At 63.0% G+C, this 17,194-nt stretch carries 14 protein-coding genes; 10 read left to right on the top strand and 4 right to left on the bottom strand.

Annotation, left to right across the window (positions count from 1 at the left end):
• Positions 1-79 precede the first annotated feature (79 nt).
• Complete coding sequence (locus tag AC3Z8Y_RS09320) at positions 80-595, top strand: DUF2589 domain-containing protein (RefSeq protein ID WP_490089422.1); 516 nt, start codon at positions 80-82, stop codon at positions 593-595.
• On the opposite strand, the gene AC3Z8Y_RS09315 is transcribed toward AC3Z8Y_RS09320, so the two are convergent.
• Entirely contained in the window at positions 592-4,278 is a 3,687-nt protein-coding gene (locus AC3Z8Y_RS09315) for a translocation/assembly module TamB domain-containing protein (protein WP_490089421.1), read from the bottom strand. The genes AC3Z8Y_RS09320 and AC3Z8Y_RS09315 overlap by 4 nt on opposite strands.
• On the bottom strand, positions 4,275-6,002 hold the full coding sequence (locus AC3Z8Y_RS09310; RefSeq protein ID WP_490089420.1) for an autotransporter assembly complex protein TamA: 1,728 nt from the start codon (positions 6,000-6,002) through the stop codon (positions 4,275-4,277). Before AC3Z8Y_RS09310 ends, AC3Z8Y_RS09315 begins: the two co-directional genes overlap by 4 nt.
• Positions 6,003-6,114: 112 nt before the next feature.
• On the opposite strand from AC3Z8Y_RS09310, the gene xthA reads away from it, so the two are divergent.
• Both xthA and AC3Z8Y_RS09300 read left to right on the top strand, forming a co-directional pair.
• Complete coding sequence (gene xthA / locus AC3Z8Y_RS09305) at positions 6,115-6,927, top strand: exodeoxyribonuclease III (protein ID WP_490089419.1); 813 nt, start codon at positions 6,115-6,117, stop codon at positions 6,925-6,927.
• A 64-nt stretch (positions 6,928-6,991) separates the two neighbouring features.
• On the top strand, positions 6,992-8,332 hold the full coding sequence (locus AC3Z8Y_RS09300; protein WP_490089418.1) for a substrate-binding domain-containing protein: 1,341 nt from the start codon (positions 6,992-6,994) through the stop codon (positions 8,330-8,332).
• Here AC3Z8Y_RS09300 and AC3Z8Y_RS09295 read toward each other — a convergent pair.
• Positions 8,314-9,525, bottom strand: a complete 1,212-nt coding sequence (locus tag AC3Z8Y_RS09295) for an acyl-CoA dehydrogenase family protein (RefSeq protein ID WP_490089417.1) — start codon at positions 9,523-9,525, stop codon at positions 8,314-8,316. The two genes, AC3Z8Y_RS09300 and AC3Z8Y_RS09295, sit on opposite strands and share 19 nt — an antisense overlap.
• A gap of 151 nt (positions 9,526-9,676) precedes the next feature.
• On the opposite strand from AC3Z8Y_RS09295, the gene AC3Z8Y_RS09290 reads away from it, so the two are divergent.
• A complete protein-coding gene (locus tag AC3Z8Y_RS09290) occupies positions 9,677-10,618 on the top strand; it encodes a LysR family transcriptional regulator (RefSeq protein WP_490089416.1) in 942 nt (313 codons plus the stop codon).
• Positions 10,619-11,133: 515 nt separating this feature from the next.
• Here AC3Z8Y_RS09290 and AC3Z8Y_RS09285 read toward each other — a convergent pair.
• Positions 11,134-11,805: a LexA family protein gene (locus AC3Z8Y_RS09285; RefSeq protein WP_490089415.1), complete on the bottom strand. Its 672-nt coding sequence runs from the start codon at positions 11,803-11,805 to the stop codon at positions 11,134-11,136.
• 134 nt (positions 11,806-11,939) lie between these two features.
• Between AC3Z8Y_RS09285 and AC3Z8Y_RS09280 the strand changes: the two genes are divergently transcribed.
• The 6 genes from AC3Z8Y_RS09280 to AC3Z8Y_RS09255 all read left to right on the top strand — a co-directional run bounded on the left by AC3Z8Y_RS09280 (position 11,940) and on the right by AC3Z8Y_RS09255 (position 17,159).
• Positions 11,940-12,194: a DUF6124 family protein gene (locus AC3Z8Y_RS09280; protein WP_490089414.1), complete on the top strand. Its 255-nt coding sequence runs from the start codon at positions 11,940-11,942 to the stop codon at positions 12,192-12,194.
• Between the two features lie 72 nt (positions 12,195-12,266).
• Positions 12,267-13,415 carry a M14 family metallopeptidase gene (locus AC3Z8Y_RS09275; RefSeq protein WP_490089413.1) on the top strand — a complete coding sequence of 383 codons (1,149 nt, stop codon included), beginning with the start codon at positions 12,267-12,269 and terminating at the stop codon, positions 13,413-13,415.
• Positions 13,416-13,479: 64 nt separating this feature from the next.
• A complete protein-coding gene (locus AC3Z8Y_RS09270; protein ID WP_490089412.1) occupies positions 13,480-13,986 on the top strand; it encodes a sigma-70 family RNA polymerase sigma factor in 507 nt (168 codons plus the stop codon).
• Positions 13,983-14,744 (top strand): anti-sigma factor family protein, encoded by a 762-nt coding sequence (locus AC3Z8Y_RS09265; RefSeq protein WP_490089411.1) that lies wholly within the window; start codon positions 13,983-13,985, stop codon positions 14,742-14,744. Before AC3Z8Y_RS09270 ends, AC3Z8Y_RS09265 begins: the two co-directional genes overlap by 4 nt.
• A 52-nt stretch (positions 14,745-14,796) precedes the next feature.
• Complete coding sequence (zapE, locus tag AC3Z8Y_RS09260) at positions 14,797-15,894, top strand: cell division protein ZapE (RefSeq protein WP_490089410.1); 1,098 nt, start codon at positions 14,797-14,799, stop codon at positions 15,892-15,894.
• Positions 15,891-17,159 (top strand): leucine-rich repeat-containing protein kinase family protein, encoded by a 1,269-nt coding sequence (locus tag AC3Z8Y_RS09255; RefSeq protein ID WP_490089409.1) that lies wholly within the window; start codon positions 15,891-15,893, stop codon positions 17,157-17,159. The genes zapE and AC3Z8Y_RS09255 overlap by 4 nt, the downstream gene beginning before the upstream one ends.
• The last annotated feature ends 35 nt before the right edge of the window (positions 17,160-17,194 follow it).

Raw genomic sequence — 17,194 nt, 5'->3', positions numbered from 1 at the left:
CAGATGCAGCGCTGGTATTGCCAGCGCTGCACACTACCCAGGAGACTGCCCAGTGGGATTGTTTTCCCGAAAGGAACCCATGGTCCCCAGTGACCTGCGGGACATCACCCGCGGCCTTCACGAAGCCGCCTGCAGCGCAAACTCTCTGATCGCCCAACAGTACATCAAGCTCTTCGACCAGTTTTTCGATTACAACGCGGACGACCTGGGCACCCCCATGAAAGCCAAGATGGTGGAAGTGGCCCTTGATGATCAGCACCGTATGCAAGTTCCCCTGATTGCCCTGGTCGCGCCTCAAGGGCTTGCGTTAGACACCATGAAGGTCGACCTTTCGGTCAAGATCGCTGCCACCGAACTGGAAGGCGTCACCCACGCACTGGAAAATGGCGAACTTCAATCCGAGCGGTTCTACGTCACCCTGGGGGGCGTACGCCGGGACCCCGCCCAACGCAGCCCGGACGAAGTGCAGATCAGCCTCACGTTCAAAGCGTGCCAGCCTCCCGAAGCCGTGCAACGGCTGGTTGAGGAGTACACCCAGCTGATTTTGCCTCAGCGAGCACGGCGAGACGCCGAACCTGACCTTTCCACCGCCTAGAAATCCTTCTTGTAGAAAAGATCGAGGGAGCTGGCCACACCGCTTGCAACCTCCAGGTACAGCTGTCGCGTCAAGGCGTAACGCAACGCCACCGTACTGGCCGGCTCGAATACCCCTACGCCGTAGCGCAGGGTCAACCGGTCAGTCAGGTTACCGCTGGCGACCACGCTGGTGGTGTCACCGCTGCCTTCGGTGTCCAGTTGGAAATCCTGGATGCCCAGGCTATTGGCGAGTTGGCCCGCGGTGGACGCACTTCCCATCAAGCCCAGGCCCAGCGCTGCCTGCGCCAATACGTTGTTGTCTTCGCCATTGGTGCTCAACGGGCGGCCCAGAATCAGCCACGAGAGCGCCTGTTCCTGGCTCATCGCGGGCTCGGCAAACACTTCGGTCGTCGGTTGCTGCACGCTGCCACTCAGGCGAATGCCTGCGGTAACGTCGTCGGTCTGCCGGATCGCTTCCACGTCCAGGTAGGGCTGGTCCACAGGCCCGGTGAAAAACAGTCGGGCGCGACGCAGTGTGAGCCGCTGGCCATAGGCACGATAGCGGCCGTTGCGTAGTTCAAGGGAGCCGCGGGTGTCCAGGTTATCCCCGATGTGCAGCCGCCCTACGATGTCAGACTGCAAGCCAAAGCCGGCGAAGGTGAGTTTTTCCTGGCCGACGTCCACGTCCACGTCCATGGCAATCCCAGCCTGGGCCCGCGCGGGCGCGTCCCGCCCCACCACCAAGGCGTCGTCCGATACTTTCACCGTGGACGGCGGCAACTGGCGAACCGTAATCGCGCCTTTAGGCACACTCACCTTGCCACTGAGCGCCAGCTTCTGATCTACCAGAGCCAGCCGAAGATCGGCCCCTGCCTCCACCTCGGCGTAAGGCAGTACCGTAATGGGCAAACGGCTTGCCCGCACGGCGACGGCCAATTTCAAGGCGCCACTCCAATCCAGCTCGCCGTCGAGGCTACCCTGACCTTGCGCGCCACTGCGCCACTGGCCATCAAGCTGCATGTGATTGCCGTTCATCCGCGCCTGCAACGTCAGTGCCTCCACACTCAGCGGTAAACCTGGCCCGGAAACCGCGCCATCACTGAGGCTGAACGCACCGTCCACGCGTGGTTGCAGCAAGGTGCCACCGAGCGTGCCGTTACCCTGCAAGCGCCCCGCTACCTTGTCTGCCGATTCCACCAGCGGCCCCAAGGCAGAAAGGTCCAGGCCATCGAAACGGAACTGGCCAGCCAGGGCTTTCGCGGGACCGAACGGATCGAGGCGGGCCTGTAGATTCAGTTGGCCAAGCTTGCGCCCATCGAACGTGAGCTCGGTGTTCACGTCACCCGGCGCGACGATACTGGCCAGGCGCAGGGTGCCGTAGGGGAAACTCAACCATTGCTCGCCCTGCCGCACGCGCAGGGTACCCCCACTCGCATCGAAGGCAACCTTGCCTTTCGGGCCAGTGCCACCCAGGTCCAGTTGCACATCCGCGCTGGCGGTTGCCTGCCATTCCAACGTTTCCGGCAGCCAAGGCTTGAGGCTCGCCATCGGGAAGTCCCGCAGGCGCGCCCGGATACGAGGGTCAGGGGCCAGCCGCTGGTCGTCGGCACACAGGCTGGCCGCCCCCGAACGCCAGCAATGGGCGCCCAGGTCAACCCTGCCGTCTGCCAGTCGCTGCAATGGCGCTGGCGCTTGCAATACCCAGGCTTGCCCATGGCTTTGCACGGTGGCCTTGGCCAGCCGGCCCTTCCAGGCGCCTTCATGCCAGCGGCCGTCGGCGGCAATAGCCAGGACCACTGCCGGGCCGTCCAGGCGCGCGGTCAGGGCGTGCTGCTCGGCATCGCCATTAGCGGTAACCGCCAGGGTTCCCAGCTCGGTATCGCCAGCGCCGAGCCCTGTGCTATCGAACGACAACGTACCCCGCTGCCGGCCGTCGAGCCGCCCGCGCAACCTCAAGGTAGCCATGCGGTTGCTTTCCCAGGCAACCCGGCGCCCGTCCAGGTCCAGCTGGCCCTGGGGGTTGGCAGGCGTGCCGGCAAGGTTCAGGCTACCGTTGACCGCACCCGCAAGGCCCGGCCACAGTTGGTCCAGGCGCGGTGCATCAAGCGCGAGCTTGCCGTCGAGGCGCCCATTGGTGCCCCCGGCCCCTGTGAGGTGGTTGGCGCCCAAGGCGAAATCAAGATCCGCCAGCTGCCAGGCGCTGCCGCTGCCCTCAACCCGCCCTGCCAGTTTGGCGGGCTGGCCACGCAGTTGCCCGGTAATCCCAAGCTGGGCCGCGAGCTTAAGCGCGCCGCCCTGAAAATGCCCCTTGCTGGTGATCGCACCGCCCAGCTTGCCTGGCAGCGCAGCGACCCAGTAGGCTGGGTCCAGGTTGGCGAGGTTCAGGTCCGCCGCCCAGCTCACACCCTCGACAAAGCCCAGTGACAGTTGCCCGTCCAGTTGCCCTTTGCCGGCCGTCACGTGCAGTTGTGGCAACACCAGTTGCTGGCTGTCCCCGCTCAATGGCGTAGTGACGCTGAATGGCCCGGCGGGCCCTTGAAAATCCCCCGCAAGGTTACCCATGAAATGGCCATTCCCATAACGCACCATCCCTTTCAAGGCGGTGGCAGCCACAGGTGGCGGGGCATCCTGAGGGTACAGCCGGGTCCAGGGAAAATCCTGCCAGTCCAGGCTGGCTTCGCCTGTAAGATCGCCGCCCCAGGCGAGGTTGCCGATCACGCTCACCCGGTGTGCGTCATCTGCACGCAGGCTGAGGTCATCTACCTGTGCACCTTGTGCGTTTACCTTCCCGCGAAGGCGCAGGTCGATCGGGCCTCGTTCCGCCGAAAAGCGACCATCGCCTTCAATGGCATAGCCCTGCTTCAGGTCACCGTCGGCGCGCACCTGCAACCCTTCGATGTCCAGCGTGCGCGGCAAAGACTGCTGGGCCACGAAACGATCGGCGGTAATCCGGAGGGTGGCGGGGAAATTGTCCGCCAACGCGTGCAGTGACCCCTCCAGGGTGGCGTCCAGATAGCCTGAACTGCGCCCGGCTAAGGCAACGCTGTCCGCCAGTTCGCCTTCAAGAGTGGCCGCGATTTCCCAGGGGCGATCATCCACTGCAGGCAATGCCAGGTGTATCCGGGCGTCCATCGGCCACTGCCCGGCAGGGCGTACCGTACCCTCCACGGCGAGGCGGAGCTCACCTTTCGTGAGTTGAAGGCTACCGATCTGCAGCCCGTCTTTATTCCAGGCTGCGGCCAGGTGCACGCTGGTGATCACCGGCGAATCCGCATAAACGACTTCGCCGATGTCGAGCTGGCCGAGCTGGAGGGCGAGCGGCAGGTTCAGGTCCGGCAACTGCAGTGGGCCGGTATCCGTGGCGGGAGCCGTCGCGGGTGGCGGGGTAATGCTCACCCGCTCTGCCTGTACATGATCCAGGCAGAGGGTAAGCGTGAACAGGCAACCCGGCGACCAGCTCAGCCGTGGCGCTTGCAGCGTAACGCGCATACTGTCAGGGCCGGCCCATGTCAGTACGCGAGCTTGCCAATGGTTCGCCAGGCGGCCTTCAAAGCCTTCAACACGCACGCCCGGCACATGGGCCAGCAACCAGCGGCTTCCGCGTTCTGTGCCAAGCAGGGCCCACATCACCACCGCGACCATTGCAAGTAGTGCCAGCAAGGCCCCACCGGTAATGACTAGCCAACGCCAGCGCCGGGTCATAGTTCAGGCCCCATGGAAAAGTGCAATCGAAACCCTCCCCCTTCATCCAGCCCGCGGGCAATATCCACCCGGATCGGGCCCACAGGTGACACCCAGCGCAGCCCCACGCCTACACCGGTTTTCAAGCTGGGGAGGTCCAGGCTGTTGAACGCGTTACCCTGATCGATAAACGTCGCGACTCGCCATTTGGGTGCCACGCTGTACTGGTATTCCGCAGTGCCGGCGACCATATAGCGCCCACCGATCTTGTCCCCGTCGCTGTTTTCCGGCGAGAGGCTTTGATAGTCGTAGCCCCGCACGGTCTGGTCGCCGCCGGCGAAGAACCGTAGTGACGGCGGAATCGCCTTGTAACCGTTGGTGGCGCTGCCCCCAAGCTGGATACGGCCCAGAAAGCGGTGCTTGTCGAAGACAGTGGTCAGCCCGCGTAGCTGTACGTTGCCGTGCAGCAGGTTGGCATCCGACAGCAGGCCCTCCTTGGCAACCTGGGCATCGAATACGATCCGGTAGCCGTTGCTCGGGTCTACCTTGCTATCGCTGCGAAGGTAGCTGTAGCTGATACCGGGCATTACCAGGTTACTCAGCCCTGCATCGTCGCCCAGGCGGTATTCTTCGCGCTGCCATTTCAAGGAGATTACCCGCTGCCAGCCACTGGGCAGTTTGCTATGCCATTCAGGCCCTACGGTGAGCAGCTTGCTCAAGCTGTCGGTGTCGGCGATCTCTTCATACTGGTAACCGGCGGCGTAGCGCAGCTTGTCGGTGAGGGGCGATGCCAGCGGAACGTCGTACCACAGGCCTATGTTCTGTCGGGGGGCGGAAAGCTCTGCCTCCGCACCATAGGAATGGCCCTGAGGGTTGACCCAATGGCGGGTCCAATTGGCTTTCAAGCGTGGCCCCACATCGGTGGAATAGCCTCCGCCAAGGCCCAAGGTACGAGGTGCCCGCGCTTCGAGCGTTACCTTCACCGGAATGGTCTGGCCATCGGCGCCCTGGGGTGACGCATCAACGATCACACCCTGGAAGTAGCCGCTGGTTTGCAAGTCTCGGTTCAACTGGGCCACCAGGTCTGCGTTATACGGGTCGCCGGGCTGGAACGGCACCATGCGTTGCAGCAGGCGCGAGTCGATGATCGAGTCGCCCTGGTAGCTCACCTCGCCAAAGTAGTAGCGCGGGCCGCTCTGGTAGTGCAGCTCGATATCCGCGACGCCGGCAGCCGGGTCGATGCGCAGCTGCTGTTGTTCGAAATGGCCCTTGAAAAAGCCGAAGCGAGAGGCCTGATTGAGGATCAGCCGCTTGGCGTCGTCGTAGTGACCATGGTTCAGCGCTGCGCCTGGGGCCAGCGCAGTGCTGCGGGGTACCGCGAACTCACGCATGGCCGCAGCGGGCCCTTCGATGCGCACATCCACGTTGCGCAAGCGTACCGGTTGCCCTGGTTGAACCCGCACATGCAAGGTGGGTTGATTGCCGCCGGTCACCTCGGCGTCTACCTGTGCATGGTAAAAACCCAGCGCCTCGGCCGCCTCGCGCGCCTGCACTTGCGCCGTTCGGCTGAGCTGGCGCAGGCCTTGCTCGTCGTGATCGGCCACGCTGCCAATGTAGGCTTCTATGTTGGCCCGAAGCGCCGCGTCAGGCGGGCTCAGTTCTACCTGAAGGCGGCCCTGGGCTTCGGCATTCGTTGCGAGGCAGGCCAGTAACAGCGCGCCACATGTTCGTCCTGGATACATCATGGGGTGGGATCCTACCACGGTTGCGCCTTGCCGCCCGCGGCGAATGCCTTCGACTGGCCTGCGCGCGGCTGCTCCGTTAGCATTCGTGTTTTTCCGGCAAGGTGGTCGCGTCATGAAAATCGTTTCGTTCAATATCAATGGCCTTCGCGCGCGGCCCCATCAGCTGGAGGCGTTGATTGCCAGGCACCGCCCTGACGTCATCGGGCTTCAAGAGACCAAGGTATCGGACGAGCAGTTTCCACTGGAAGCCGTTCAGGCGCTGGGTTACCACGTGCACTTTCATGGGCAGAAGGGCCATTACGGCGTTGCGCTCCTCTCGCTCAAGCCTCCGATCACCTTGGACAAGGGCTTCGAGGGGGATGATGAAGACGCCCAGCGCCGGTTTATCCGCGGCCGCTACGAGGACCATACCGGCCAGGTGGTGACCATCATGAACGGCTATTTCCCCCAGGGCGAAAGCCGCGATCACCCGACCAAATTTCCCGCCAAGGCGCAGTTTTACGCCGACCTGCAAAGCCTGCTGGAGCGCTATGATCCCCATGGCGAGCCCGTGGTAGTAATGGGGGATATGAACATCTCCCCGGAGGACAGTGATATAGGCATTGGTCCGGAAAACATGAAGCGCTGGCTGCGCACCGGCAAATGCAGTTTCCTGCCGGAGGAACGCGAGTGGCTCGGGCGCCTCAAGCAATGGGGCCTGGTCGATACCTGGCGCCATTTTCATCCCGGGGTGAATGACGCCTTCAGCTGGTTCGACTACCGCAGCCGCGGCTTCGAAAACACGCCCAAACGCGGCCTGCGAATCGACCTGATCATGGCCGCCGCCGGGCTGCTGCCCAGGGTAAAGGCCGCGGGTATCGATTATGAACTAAGGGCAATGGAAAAGCCGTCCGACCATGCGCCGATCTGGCTCGAGCTGGCGTGACCGCTGTCACCTTGCGGTAACGCCCCTGTCTTAATCTGCGGGCCCCACTCGCCAAGGGCCCGCCATGTTTCGATCCAGGTTCCGCCGTCGCTTGTTCGCCTGTGTCGGGGTGTTCGCCAGCATCACGTCTGCCTGCGCCGCCCCCTTGCCGGTACTGCGCATTCAGGGCTCGAACACCATCGGCGCTGCATTGGGCCCGGCCTTGGTCGAGGGCCTGTTCTCGAGCCAGAACATGCAGGTTGAGGTGGTACCTCAGGCCACCAATGAATGGCGCGTGCTTGCCTATCCTGCTTCGGGGCGAACCCTGGAAGTGGAAATCGACGCCCATGGAACGGCCACTGGCTTTTCCGCGCTGCACACGGGCGCGGCCGATCTGGCTGCTGCTTCACGGCCGATTCACGCCAGCGAGCAGGCAGCCCTGTACGGTACGTTGGACGCAGTCTCCAGCGGTGCCGAACAGGTTATCGGCGTTGATGGCCTGGCCGTCATTGTGCATCCCGGCAACCCCTTGCGCAGCCTGGAAGCGAACCAGCTCGCGGATATTTTTGCCGGCCGGGTAACGCAATGGAAGCAAGTGGGCGTGCCGCTGGGCGCCATTCACCTGTTGGCGCGCGATGAGCGTTCTGGTACCTGGGAAACTTTCCGGGATCTGGTCCTGGTGCCACGTGGGCTCACGCTGTCGGCAACCGCCGCGCGCTTCGAAGCCAGCGATGGGCTAAGCCAGGCGGTAAGCGACGACCCGCAGGCCATAGGCTTCATCGGCTTGCCCTACATCCGCAAGGCACGCGCCCTGGCCATCGCCGATGCCGGTACCCGGGCATTGCTGCCAACAAGCGAAACCGTGGCGACGGAGGATTACCTCCTCTCCCGGAGGCTGTACCTGTACAAGGCGGCCGACACGCTCAACCCCTGGGCCAGTGCACTGGTGCGCTTCGCTCAGAGTGATGCCGGGCAGCAGATCGTGGCCCGGGAGGGGTTCGTGGCGCAACAGGTCCATGCCGTGCGAGTACAACCCGCCGCCGGCATGCCAGAGCCACTGTTGGCGCTGGCGCGAGAAGGCCAACGGCTTACGGTGACGTTCAGGTTCGCCGGGGCCAGCGCCGCGCTGGACAGCAAGGCCATGGCCGATCTCGACCGGCTGGCGACCTTTCTGGCATCCCGGCCCGAAGAGCGCCAGCGTTTGGTGCTGGTAGGCTTCGGAGATACCAAGAGCGAGCCGGAGCGGGCGCTGCTGTTGTCGCGCCTGCGGGCCATGACCGTACGCCGCGAGCTCGCCAAGCGTGGCATCGCACCCCGCCAGGTGCTGGGGCTGGGTGCCGTGCTTCCCGTCGCCAGCAACGCCTGTGAAGCCGGCCGCGGTCGCAATCGCCGCGTGGAGGTGTGGCTTCAACCCGCCGGGCGGTGACGGTCCAGCTCATATTTGGCGACGGCCGCGCGGTGCACTTCGTCAGGGCCATCGGCCAGGCGCAGGGTGCGCTGCATCGCGTACATATAGGCAAGCGGCGAGTCGCCACTGACCCCTGCACCCCCATAAAGCTGAATGGCCCGGTCGATCACCTTCAACGCCACGTTGGGCGCAACTACTTTGATCTGCGCGATCTCGCTGCGCGCCACCTTGTTACCCGCCGTGTCCATCATGTACGCCGCCCGAAGCGTAAGCAGCCGGGCCATGTCGATTTCCATCCGTGAGTCGGCGATCAGGTCGCCGTTGCCACCCAATGCTGCCAGCGGCTTGCCGAAGGCCTCACGTTCCAGCGCCCTGCGGCAAGCCAGTTCCAGGGCACGTTCAGCCATGCCCAGCGAGCGCATGCAGTGGTGAATCCGGCCTGGGCCCAGGCGGCCTTGCGCGATCTCGAAACCGCGGCCGGGCCCCAGAATCACATTCTCCAGAGGCACGCGAACATCGTCGAACAAAACCTCGGCGTGCCCATGCGGTGCGTCGTCGTAACCAAACACCGTCAGTGGGCGCAATACCTTCACGCCCGGGGTGTCCATGGGTACCAGCACCATCGAGTGCTGCCGGTGACGCGGGGCCTGCGGGTCGGTCAGCCCCATGAAAATCATCACCTGGCAGCGCGGATCGCAGGCACCGGAGGTCCACCATTTGCGACCATTAATGACCCACTCATTGCCTTGCTGTACTGCGGTGGCGCGCATATTCGTGGCGTCCGAAGAGGCCACGTCCGGCTCGGTCATCGCGAACGCCGAACGGATCTCGCCGCTGAGCAATGGCTCAAGCCAGCGCTGCTTTTGCGCCGGGGTGCCGTAGCGCACCAGCACTTCCATGTTGCCAGTATCCGGGGCCGAGCAATTGAATGGCTCGGAGCCAAGGGGTGACCGCCCCATGAGTTCGGCCAGCGGCGCGTATTCCAGGTTGGTAAGCCCGGCGCCCAGCTCGGACTCCGGCAGAAAGAGGTTCCACAACCCCGCTTCGCGCGCTCGTTGCTTGAGCGTTTCCATGATCGCGGTGGGGCGCCAGCGATCGCCGTGTGCCAGCTCTTCGGCGAAGCGCGCTTCAGCCGGGAATACTTCGGCATCCATGAAGGCGATGATGCGGGCACGCAACGCTTCGACCCGCGGTGAATAGGCGAAATCCATAGGAAGTCCGGTGCTCCAGGGAGGCCCCAGCGGGCCCGATGAGGGGATGCTAGAAGACCGCTGCGCTATTTGGCTAGGCTATTATCCTCGTGTATAAACATTCATAAGCGCTATACGCCCCGCTTCCACAATAAGAACGAGTACGCCGCCAATGAACCTCAGCAAGGTAGACCTCAACCTTTTCGTTGTTTTCGATGCGATCTACACGGAAGCGAACCTTACCCGTGCTGGCCAGATTGTAGGCATCACTCAACCCGCCGTCTCCAACGCCCTCGCCCGCCTGCGGGAAACCTTCAACGACCCCCTCTTCGTGCGCACTGCCCAAGGCATGGTGCCTACGCCCATGGCTCAAAACATTGTCGGGCCGGTTCGCAACGCGCTGGCATTGTTGCGGGTGTCGGTACAGGAAAGCCGCCTGTTCAACCCTGCCCAGGCCAGCAAGGTGTTCCGGATCAGCATGACAGACCTTATCGAGGCTATCGTGCTGCCTTCGCTGTTGCGCCGCCTGCGGCGTCAGGCCCCTGGCCTGGTGATTGAAAGCTTCCTGTGCAAGCGTCGTGAAACCACAAAGGAGCTGGCCGCCGGCCGGCTTGATTTTGCCGTGGACGCTCCGCTCAATACCGACCCACAGGTACGCCATGTGAAGCTCATGGAAGACCGCTATGTGTGCGCCATGCGCAAGGGCCACCCTCTGGAAGGAAAACCACTGACGCTCGAGAGCTACCTGGCCCAGGCGCATATTCATATCTCCAGCCGCCGAAACGGCCTGGGGGAAGTGGACCTGGCCTTGGGCAAGCTGGGCCGGCAGCGCAAGGTTGCGCTTCGCTCCCAGCATTACATGATGGCGTCGCAGGTACTGCAGCAAACGGACATGGTCATGACCGTGCCGGAGCGCTTTGCCAGGCGCCACGACTTGCCTTGCAGCACGCTACCGGTAGCTGACGTGAATACCGTGGAGACGCACTTGTACTGGCATGAAAGCACTGACCAAGACCCGGCCAACCGATGGATGCGCGAGCAACTGATCGAGTTGTGCGCCGGCATCGTGAAGCGTGAGCGCGAGGCGCTGGCAGCGGACGTGGCGGCTGTGTGAATAAAGTGTTACCTGGTGCTTCGGTTTCCCACCGAAGCGGGTAAGCAGGAAACACCCACCACCGAAAAACATAGCCGCGTCAACCCTCGAATTTTACAAGCTATTGATAAATAAGGAATTTAAATAGTTGGCACGCCACCTGCTATCTTAATCGGTACAAGAACAACAAGAAAACCAAGGTTCACCCATAACAACAATACGAACGGCTCTGGCATAACAAGAACAACCGCGGCAGAGGCGAAGCCAACAGATTTTTTTGAGGAAGGTGCGTTTTCCAGGGCATTGCCCGCGACTGGACACACAACAATAAAACTGCCTCGAGGCAGCAGGTGTACGGTTGGACCCTCAGGTGAGGATGGATCAGCGCTCAAAAAAATACGTTTGCTCTTGGCCCCGGATGGGGGCTCTGAAACACGCACAGGCAGCTACCAAAAACAACAACAGGCGGCCTGACAATCATAACAAGAGCATATGCAACACACCTTTGAGGGGAGCTTCGGCTCCCCTTTCTGCATTTACGTCTCTTCCAAGGCAAGCATGGCCCGCATTACAACGCCCTTGACCTGCCAGTCGCTCTCCCAGGCCAACACCGGCCACGCAGGGTTCAGCGCCTTGAGGTAACGCCTTCCGCCCTCTTCCTGCAACTCGCGAAACACCGCCTGCTGCTGCAGCGGTGCGCTCACGATCACCAGGCTGCCCGGCGAGGCCTGGGCCAGGGGATCTACCAGAATGAGCGAGCCCGAGGGAACACTGCGCCCATAGGCCGCGCTCATGCTTTCACCCTCCACCCGTAACCAGAAAGCCGGACCGCTGGCGTGGTAATCGCTCACATGGCTTTTGCCGGTGCTATAGCGCGCGATCGAAGGTTTGGCGTCGCCGGCGGCGGCCCATTCCAGTACCGGATAACGAAAAGCGGGTTGGCTGATAGCCCATTGGGGGACCGCTAGCCCGTTTGCAGTGTCGTAAAGGCCGCGCTGTTCGTTGACCCGCAGCATCTGCACCACTTCCAGGTTCTCCTCGCCGAGTTCCTTGAGGACACGGTTCATGGTGTCCAGGTCTGGCCGACGGCGACCACTGAGCCAATGATTGACTGCGCCCTGCGAGCACCCGATACGTTCGGCGAGCTGTTCTTGGGTAAGCCTGCGCTCGCGCATTTTAAGTTTGACGACTTCTATCCAGGTTTCCATGGCGCGTACCTTACCGGGCGGTGAGTGCCGGGCCATACATATCGCGTAATGTATTAGGCGTAATCCTAATACAACGGGTAATTTATACTTCACGCATTGTTATTCGCTACCGCGTTCGAGCAAGGAGCTCTCTGATGCACGCCACTCTCACCGGGCCGTTCCGCCCCAATGCCACGCTGGATGCGCCTCATGCCCTGGCCCACGCCAACGCCCTGCTGCACTGCGCCGCTGCGGTCGCCTATGAAAGCGCCGATCAACACACGGGCCAGGCGCGTCACCTTGCCCTTGCTGTCGTGCATCTGGTCGACCTGGCCCGCGCCATGGTTATTCACAGCCTGGAACCCACGCCCAGCCCCGAGCAGGGCAAAGCCGACGAAGCCGGAGGCTGATCGGCACCCGGGCTGGGGCATAATCGGCGCGCGGGTGTACACTTTCGTTTTTGTTCTCTAGCGAAATCGCTCATGCACGTTACCGCCCCCCTCGTCGACATCAGCGCAGCTTTCGACACCGGAAATATCCAGCTACTGGATGGCAGCGACTCTTCTAACATTCGCCTTGCAATCCTGCCCGACAGCTGCAGCGCTCACTTCCAATGGTTCCACTTCCGAGCAGAAGGCCTGGAGGTGGGGCGCCGCCACGGCTTCGTCATCACCAACGCTGGCCAGTCGTCCTACCCCAGCGCCTGGCAGGGCTACAACGCCGCGGCATCGTACGACGGCGTTCAGTGGTTCCGCGTACCCAGCGAATACGATGGCCAGGCACTTCGCTTCAGCGTTATCGCAGAGAGCACCGGCATTTCCTTCGCCTACTTCGAGCCTTATCGGGAAGCACGGCACTTCGCCTTGATCGAGCGGGCCCGCAACCTTCCAGGCGTTGAGGAAATTGCCTGTGGCAAAAGCCTCGAAGGGCGGGACATTCCTTTGTTCCGGGCGGGTGACGGTACGGCGGGCAAGCGCAAGGTATGGCTGATCGCCCAACAACACCCTGGCGAGCACATGGCCGAATGGTTCATGGAAGGCGTGATCGAAGCGCTCGAACAGGACCAGCCGTGGATGCAGGCGCTGTTGCAGCAGGCCGAGCTGTATATGGTACTGAACATGAATCCGGATGGCGCCTTCCACGGGCATTTGCGTACAAACGCGGCCGGCAAGGACCTTAACAGGGCCTGGCAGGACTCAACACCGGAGGAAACGCCTGAAGTCCATTTCGTTCGGGAACATATGGCCCTGCACGGTGTAGACCTGTTCATCGACGCCCACGGCGACGAGGAAATCCCTCATGTATTCACCGCCGCCTGTGAAGGAAACCCTGGCTACACGCCACGGCTGGCCGCGCTGGAGGCAGCCTTCCGCGACGCGCTCTGCCAGCAGACCCCTGATTTCCAGCAGGTGCATGGCTATACCCGCGACGCGCCCGGGCAGGCGAATATGCGGCTGGCGTGCAACGCCGTAGGGCAGCGCTTCGACTGCCTGGCGATGACCCTGGAAATGCCGTTCAAGGATCACCTCGATGCGCCTGAACCTCGCGCGCAGTGGTCCGGTGCCCGCTCGGCACGGCTCGCTCAGGACCTGCTCAAGGTCGTGGCGACACTGGTGCCTCGCCTGCGCTGAACGGCAGGGAATAAATTCACTGCAGGGGCGTCTTGCTGATTCGCCCCCCTACCGGCCCCGCGCCATGACCGACCTGAACGACGAATTGCGTGAGTTGCTTCCCAGGCTAAGGCGCTTTGCCCTGTCCCTCACCCGCGACAGCCACAACGCCGACGACCTCGTCCAGGCCACCCTGGAGCGGGCACTAAGCCGCTGGAAGGGCAAACGTGCCGAAGGCGATCTGCGCGCCTGGCTGTTTTCGATTCTCTACCGACGGTTCATCGACGGGCACCGTAGCGCCCAGCGCTATTCCCGCATGCTGCAACTGTTCGGAGGCCGTGACGACGCGCTGCCGTCGGCTGAGCGTACGGTAATGGCACAGGCCGGGCTCGGCGCCTTCGAACGCCTCAAGCCCGAGCAGCGCGCCCTGCTGTTCGCTGTCACCGTCGAAGGCCTGAGTTACCAACAGGCCGCTGATGTGCTGGGCTTGCCCATCGGCACCGTAATGTCCCGCCTTTCGCGGGCACGAAAGGCCTTGCACCTGCTCACCGAAGGCGAAATCACCCGACCTGCCGTGCGAATTTATAAATGATGACCCTGCCCCCTTCCGAAAATGACCTCCATGCCTACATCGATCACCAACTGAGCGCTGCTGATCGAGAACGGCTCGAAGCCTGGCTGGCTGAACATCCTGAAACCCAGGCGACTGTTGGCGCATGGCAGCGGGACGCGCAGCAACTGCGCGCAGCCTGGAGCGGCAGTTTGCACGCGGCACCCAACCCGGCACTGAACCCCCAGGCCGTCGCTCGCCGTGTGCGAGGCCAGCATGCTCGCCGTATGGCTCAAGCCGCCGTGCTGGTGGTAGCGGTGGGCGCTGGCGCGGTAGGCGGCTGGCAAGCGCGCGGGCCAATGGAGGCCCGCGTCGCCGCCGCGCCGATGACGGACGCCTTGCAGGCGTACCGCATGTTCGCGGTGCAAGGCATACTGCCAGCCGATTACACAGCCGAGGGCGGCGCTGGTGTACAGGCGTGGCTCGACCGCTATTTCAGCCAGGCGCAACGCCTTCCGGACCTGTCCGCCGCAGGGTTCGAGCCTCGCAGTGCTCGCCTGCTGAACACCGATCAGGGCCCGGCCGCCATGGTGGTGTATGAAAACGCTGCCGGCCAGCGCGCGAGTTTCTACGTTCGCCCGCCTGGGCCCGGTTATCACATGCTGCCGCGGGGCAGCCGGCGCGACGGTGAATTGCAGGCTGATTACTGGTCCGACCCTTCCTACAACTACGCCATGGTCAGCGCGGTAGGCCTGCCCTCTCGGGCGGTGCTGGAGCGTGCCGTCGGCGAAGGCATCTAGACAGAGCTGCGTATATAATCGAAGGCCGCTCAGGTTGCGACGAGACTTGCCCTTGCCTTCGAAACGTTCCTGGTTCTCTTTTGGCTCCGCCCCTGCCACCCCGCCCGTAGACAATTCTGCGCCGGCACTGGCAATCAAAGCGTTCTTCCAGGCCCGTGCCGAGCGCCAGGGTTACACCCTGGGCGAAAGCCAGCTGCGGGTAATCGAACGCCTTGCAACGAGGACCGGCGTGCTGGCCGCCCCCCAGGCGGGGCTCAGCGGGCCGCGCAGTCTCTATCTCTTTGGCAAGGTAGGCCGAGGAAAAAGCTGGCTGCTGGACGGCTTTTATGAGGCCGTCGACGCGCCCGGCAAACGCCGGCTGCATTTTCATGGGTTCTTCAACGACCTTCATGCGGGCATGTTCCGTCACAAAGGCAATGAGGACGCACTGGAGCGCACCCTCGATGAGCTGCTCAGCGGTTGCCGCCTGCTGTGTTTCGATGAATTTCATGTGCATGATATCGGCGACGCGATGCTTATCCGTCGATTGTTCGCAGCGCTGTTCGCCCGGGGCGTGTTGCTGGTGGTTACCTCTAACTACGCCCCCGAAGGCTTGCTCCCCAATCCGCTTTACCACGAGCGTTTTCTGCCGGTGATCCGGCTGATCGCAGCGGAGATGGAGGTGCTGGAAGTGGGCGGCGAGCAGGACTACCGCAGCCAGCCGGGGTCTGGCAACCAGCAGCGGTTCGTCACAGGCGCCTATCTGCTCAAGCCAGACGCTGCACAGTTGTTAGCCTTGGGGGTGGCGAATGCTGCCCCCATTACCCTCGAGGTGGGTAACCGCCGGTTGCAGGCGCGGCTCAGCGAAGGGCGCAGGGTCGCCTTCACCTTTGCCGACCTCTGCGAGGCACCCACGGCCGTAATGGACTATCTCGAACTGTGCGAGCGGTACGACGATTGGGTTTTGATGGACCTACCCTGCTTGGCAGAATGTTCCATCGCAGTTCAGCAACGCTTTATCAACCTGGTGGACGTGCTGTACGACCGCGACAAGCAGTTGACCGTCACCAGTCAGTATCCGTTGGCCGAAGCGCTGGAGGCTTCAGCGATCGACCTGATGCGCAGCCAGAGCCGCCTTGGCCAGCTGGGCCGTTCGCAGGCACCCGCATGAATACGCTGGAGCGGTTGCGAAACGGGCAACTGGCGGGCGCAACCCGGCTGGACCTTAACCTGGGTTTGAAGGAAGTACCTGACGAAGTTTTCGATCTGGCCGACACCCTTGAGGTGCTCAACCTGACCGGCAACCGCCTGACGTCCCTTCCGGCCGAACTGGGGCGGCTGAAGCGCCTCAAGGTGATCTTCTGCTCTAACAACCCCTTCGAAACCTTGCCGCAAGTGCTGGGTGAGTGCCCGGCGCTGGAAATGGTCGGTTTCAAGGCCTGCCAGATAGGCCAGGTGCCGCCGCATTCGCTGCCGCCCTCCTTGCGCTGGCTGATACTCACGGATAACCGTATCGAGCACCTACCCGATACATTCGATGGCTTCCCGCGCCTACGCAAATTGATGCTCGCTGGTAATCGTCTGCGGGCTCTGCCCGAGAGCCTGGCTCAAAGCGCTGAGCTGGAACTGCTGCGCGTTGCCTGCAACGGGTTGGAGCAACTGCCGCCCTGGCTGCTTGATCTGCCTCGCCTCGCCTGGCTGGCGTACGCAGGCAACCCTCTGTGCCCGATCCGCCCAGCGACCAACGCAACAGCGGTGCAGTGGCAAACCTTGCGCCTGGGCCACAAACTCGGTGAAGGTGCGTCCGGCACGGTATTTCAAGCCAGCCTGCCCACTGGCGGGGCTGTCGCGGCCAAATGTTTCAAGGCGCACCGTACCAGCGATGGCGCCCCGGAGGATGAAATCGCCGCCTGCCTGCATGCAGGTAGCCACCCGAATCTGGTGCCCCAGCGCGGCCAGCTTGAAGGCCACCCCGAGGGTTTGCCTGGGATGGTCATGGAATTGATCGACCCTGCCTATCGAATTCTTGCCGGGCCGCCAAGTTTCGAGAGCTGTACCCGGGACGTCTATGCGCCTGCGCTATCGTTCGAAACGGCCGCGGCCCACCGAATGCTCAGCGGCCTGGCCAGCGCCGCCTGGCATCTGCATGAACGCGGCGTGATGCACGGCGACCTCTACGGCCACAACGTGCTGTACCGCGACGACGGCCATGCGCTTCTTGGCGACTTTGGCGCCGCCAGCCGCTATCACCCTGCAGACAAGGCGCTAGCGAGCAAGCTGCAGGCTATCGAGGTACGGGCTTTCGGGATTTTGCTCGAAGAGCTGACGGCCCGCTGCGAGGCGGCACCGCCAGGCTGGCAGGCACTGAGCGATGCCTGCCAGCAGCCCGATCTTGACGCCCGGCCCTGTTTCCAGGACGTGGAAGCGGCGTTGTAGTCGGTTCCCGCGCTACGCCTGTGAACATTCCCGGG

Source organism: Pseudomonas sp. 3MAES_34.3B, assembly GCF_058145875.1.
This window is presented reverse-complemented; position numbering and strand designations above follow the sequence as displayed.